The 4,754-nt window shown below is 62.8% G+C and carries 4 protein-coding genes; all 4 read right to left on the bottom strand.

Annotated features, from left to right (window positions below; translation table 11 throughout):
* The coding region (locus DTF_RS23055; protein ID WP_226989281.1) for a helicase C-terminal domain-containing protein at positions 1-2,401 on the bottom strand (2,401 nt) is incomplete at its 3' end.
* A gap of 271 nt (positions 2,402-2,672) precedes the next feature.
* Positions 2,673-3,902, bottom strand: a complete 1,230-nt coding sequence (locus DTF_RS0110395) for an ATP-binding protein (RefSeq protein WP_027715264.1) — start codon at positions 3,900-3,902, stop codon at positions 2,673-2,675.
* On the bottom strand, positions 3,893-4,354 hold the full coding sequence (locus DTF_RS0110400; protein ID WP_051361221.1) for a response regulator: 462 nt from the start codon (positions 4,352-4,354) through the stop codon (positions 3,893-3,895). The genes DTF_RS0110395 and DTF_RS0110400 overlap by 10 nt, the downstream gene beginning before the upstream one ends.
* 3 nt (positions 4,355-4,357) lie before the next feature.
* The gene (locus tag DTF_RS25470; RefSeq protein ID WP_162148629.1) at positions 4,358-4,666 is read right to left on the bottom strand and encodes an ATP-binding protein; all 309 of its coding nucleotides are present in this window, start codon (positions 4,664-4,666) and stop codon (positions 4,358-4,360) included.
* Positions 4,667-4,754 lie beyond the last annotated feature (88 nt).

Raw genomic sequence — 4,754 nt, forward strand, 5'->3', positions numbered from 1 at the left:
TGTCGAGGATGAATACCACCCCCCGGTCGTCCCGGTGTCGGATCAGCCTGCCGAAGCCCTGCTTGAACCGGATCACCGCCTGGGGGACGGTGTACTCCATGAAGGGATCTCCGCCAGCCTGTTCGATCGCCTCGGCCCGCGCCTGCAGGACAGGTTCGGTGGGGACCTTGAAGGGGAGCCGGGCGATGATCACCTGCTCCAGCGCCCGACCCGGCACGTCGACGCCCTCCCAGAACGAATCGGTGGCGAAAAGAACGCTGGTGGCGTCCTGCGAGAACTTCTTCAGCAGGCGGTGGCGGTTGTCCTCCCCCTGCCGCAGGGAGTTGTAGCCGCGGGCGGCGAGGATCGGCGCCAGTTCGCCGTGAACCCTGCGCAGCAGGGAGTAGGCGGTAAAGAGGACGAAGGTGCGGCCGTCGGCGGCGAGAATCCCCTTCTCGGCAAGATCCCGGACCATCTCCGGATAGCCGGGACGGCCGGGCTCGGGGACATCGGTGGGAACGGCGACCAGCGCCTGCCTGGCGAAGTCGAAGGGAGAGGAGAGGATCAGTTCCGTCACCCGTCCCGGCTCGGTCCGGTCGAGCCCCACCCGCTGTTTGAGATAGGCGAAGGAGTCGCCGACCGCCAGGGTGGCGCTGGTCATGACCACGGTCTTGAAGCGGTCGTAGATCGCTTCCTTGAGGTTTCGGGCGACCTCGAGGGGGGCGGTGCAGAGCCGGGTGACGATCCCGGAGCCCCGGCCGATGCGCCCCCGCACCACCTCGAACCAGGCGCAGGTCCCTTCATCCTCCGCGACGAAGAAGCTCAGATCGCCTGCGATCCCTTCCAGGCGCAGGGCGATGCCGCGAATGTCGTTCAGGGTCGGCGCGAGTTTTTCAGCGGCCGCCTCCGGGAGACTGTCGCAGGCCTTGAGCAGGGCGCGCACCTCCCGGGCCAGAAGCCCCGTCTGGCGGGCCAGCTCCCTGACCCTCCCGGCGATCGCCTCCCAGGTTTCGCTTTCGGCGAAGTCGGCCACCACCCGGTGCTTGATTTCCTCCCGTTCGACGACCTCCCTGCCCAGGGAGGCGGCCAGGTCCTGGCCGATCTCTTCCAGATCCATGGTCGAACGGTCGAAGAGGGCCTGGCGTGCGGCGATGAGGTTCTCGATGCGTCCGTGCAGGTCGCGATAGAGTTCGTCCTCCGTCTCGGGGAGCTCCTTGGAAAGAGCGGAGAGAAAACGGGGGAGCAGCCCCCGATCCGGCTTGCGCGGGTGACGCAGCTTGCCCAGCACCCGGGCGAAGGCGAAGCGGGTGACCTGGGAGGCGAAGAAACTGGTGGCGACATCCTCCAGATGATGGGCCTCGTCGAGGATGATCCGGTCGAAAGGAGGAAGGACGGCGGCGGCGGAATAGTTGTCGGTCTGATGCCGCAGCGCCAGATCGGAGAGGAGAAGCGCATGATTGACCACCAGGATATCGGCCTGGGCCGCCTGCCGGCGGGCCCGGTGAAAGAAGCAGCGGGCATAATCGGCGCAGCGCACCCGCGAGCACTGGTCGATCTCGCAGCGCACCTCTTCCCAGACCTCCTCCCGCGGCAGAAAAGTCAGCTCCTCCCTCGATCCGTCGGCGCTCGTCTCCGCCCAGTCGAGAATTGTCTGGAGTTCCCCGGCGTTCTCGGCGTCGAAAAGGCCCGGCTCGGCATGCGCCGTCGCCGCCCGGCGCCGGCAGAGGTAGTTGCCCCGCCCCTTGACCAGGACCGCCCTGAACTCCAGCTTCGTCGCCCGCTGGAGGAAGGGAATGTCCTTGCGGACCAGCTGTTCCTGCAGGTTGATGGTATTGGTGGAAACCACCACCCGCTCCTCGTTGTTCAGGGCCCACAGGATGGCCGGAACGAGATAGGCCAGGCTCTTGCCTGTGCCGGTGCCGGCCTCGATGACCGCCAGTTTGCCGCTGTTGAAAGCCTCTCCCACGGCAAAGGCCATGCGCAGCTGCTCGGGGCGTTCTTCGTAACCGGGCAGAGAGGCGGCCACCACCCCTTCGGGTCCGAGGACGGCGTCGATGCGCTGCGGCTCGAGATGCCGTTCTTCCTTCGGGGCAAAGGCTTCCACCACCCTGTACACGTGTTCCACAGGGTTGTCCACAATATAGAAACCCACCCCCAGGGCGCCGAGACGGGAGGCGATCTCGATGTCGGCCCCGGAAGGGTGGAGATGCCCCGAAGGATGGTTGTGGATCACCACGTCGCCGTAGGCACAGCCCTGGAGGATGGCCGGAACCGCCTCCGCCGAGCCGCGGGCCAGCACTTCCACTTCTGTCACCTGTAAACCGGAGTCGGTATGGCCGAGGAAAAAAACCTCGTTGCCGCCCGCCTCGCCGATGGCGGCGCGCATGAGCCGCCGGACGTCGGCGGAAAAACTCTTATCCATGAACAGGGTGCTCCTTTGCAGGGGGGCATTATAGGGGAAGGAGCTGGAAAAAGAAAGGAGAGGAAAGCCCGTTTGTAACCGCGGAGTCAAGGAGAACCCAGATAAAATCAAAATCGGTTTTCTTTTTGAACCACACGCCGCTTCCAGGCTGATCAAAAATGCCCAGATGCAAGGCGCCTGAAATCCTGAGGAATAAGGCGTACCGGAAGGTACGTCGTTGACGAAGGATGAGGGCAACGCCGCAGATGGGCGTTTTTCATCAGCCTGCTGACTAGTGGAGCCGGCAGTACTCGCCGAACACGTGCAGCAGAAATCTTTTTTCCTCGATGCTCCGCTCCAGCTGTCCCGGATTGGGACCATCTTCCAGGAGTACCCGAAAGGTGCTGCCGCCCCCGGGGGTCTCCTCCATCCAGGCCTTTCCCCCGTAGGAACGCGCTATCTTACGCACGGTCGCAAGCCCGACTCCGGTTCCCCGGCTGCCTTGGGCGGTCGAGCCCCGAAAAAACACCTCGAAGATCCGGTCGCGTTCGGCTGCGGGAATGCCGGGACCATGATCCCGGACGAAATAACAGACCCGATGATCTTGGCGCTCGCCGCTGACCTCAATGGTTCCGCCGGCATAGCGCAGCGCATTGCCGACAAGATTTCGGAAGATCTGGGTGAGCAGGGTCTCCGGCAGATGTGCGTGAGGCAGGGGGACAGGCACGACTATCTTGGCCCCTTTCGGGAACTGCCCCGCCATCTCCTTCAGCACCTCCTGAAGGAGATCTCCGGCATCCACCGGCTGCTGGGGGCGGTCCAGGTATCCGGCATGGGCCAGGTCGAGCAGGTCTTCCAGCAGAATCAGCATCCGGTTTGCCTGCCCCTCGATTTCGTCGAGGCTGTCCAGGGCTCTCTCATCCAGCTTCGCTCCGTACTCGGTGCGGAGATATTCCGCATAGCCGATGATGGGAGCCAGAGGGGAACGAAGGTCATGGGAGATGGTATAGACGAAAGCCTCCAGCTCGCGATTCGTCTCCCGAAGACGCTCCTCGGCTACCCGGCGTTCCGTGATATGGTGCCACTCCCGCAGGGCCCGGCGTGCGAAATGAGGCAGCTGGGAAAAGGTTTCCTCCGACTTGACCAGGTAATCGAGGGCGCCGGCCTTCATCGCTTCGACCGCCACCTCTTCATCGCCGTGACTGGTCATGATCACCGCCGGAAAAGGGAAGCCGTTTCCCTTCTGCTCTTCCAGAAGCTCGATGCCGCGCCCGTCGGGGAGCAGAAGATCGACAATGGCCAGATCCGGAATCATTTCGGCCAAACGGGCCCGGGCCTCGCCGAGAGTGCGCGCCACCGTCATCCGGACCCCGAAACGGGACTCGAAAGCGCGCAGGATCAACTGAATGTGTCCCTCTTCATCCTCGACCAGAAGAATATCCAGGGCATCTTGACCCAGAACATTCATGCCGGCCGGACGCCCGGCGCTTTTGGTGGAACTATCGCGTAAATTCATGCCCATGGGTAATAGTTCCATTTCAGCCAGTAGAATCCAAGGTCTTCCATCAGCCGGATGAACTTGTCGAAATCGAGGGGTTTCACCAGGAAGCTGTTGGCATGGTGCTCATAGGCCCTGGCCGCATCTATTTCGGCCTCGGAGGTGGTCAGAATAACAACGGGAAGTTTCTCGAGCACGGCGGAAGTTCTGATTTCCCGGAGGACTTCCAGCCCGTCGATACGGGGCAGGCGGAGATCGAGCAGAACGACATGGGGGCGCGGACTTTTTTCGGGGTCGGCGAACACACCCCGTCGGAAGAGAAAATCCAATGCCGCCTCGCCGTTGGTAAGATGGATTATCCGGTTGGCCACCGGGTGCCCTTCCAGCGCCCGCTTGACCATCTCGGCGTGAGCCGGGTTATCCTCCACCAGCAGGATGACGAAAGGTTCTTCAGATGGTTTTTCCTCTCTGTCCATCCTTCATTCCTCCTGTCGCAGGGTGAAGCAGAAAGCGGTCCCCTGGCCGGCTTCCGATTCCACCCAGATGCGGCCCCCGTGCACCTCGACGATGCGCTTGACCAGGGCCAGACCGATGCCCGTCCCTTCCGTGTCGGCGCTCAGGCGCTCGAAAAGACCGAAAATCTTCTGATGGTATCGGGGATCGATGCCGACGCCGTTGTCCCGAACGAAGAAGACCGGCTCTTTCTCTTCAATCCGAACCCCGATCTCCACCAGGGGTTCGGGTTGATCGCCTATGAATTTGACGGCGTTGTCGACCAGATTCTGCATCACCTCCAGATCTGATGGTATCGGGGATCGATGCCGACGCCGTTGTCCCGAACGAAGAAGACCGGCTCTTTCTCTTCAATCCGAACCC

It is taken from the genome of Desulfuromonas sp. TF (genome assembly GCF_000472285.1).
In the GTDB taxonomy this organism is placed as follows: domain Bacteria; phylum Desulfobacterota; class Desulfuromonadia; order Desulfuromonadales; family ATBO01; genus ATBO01.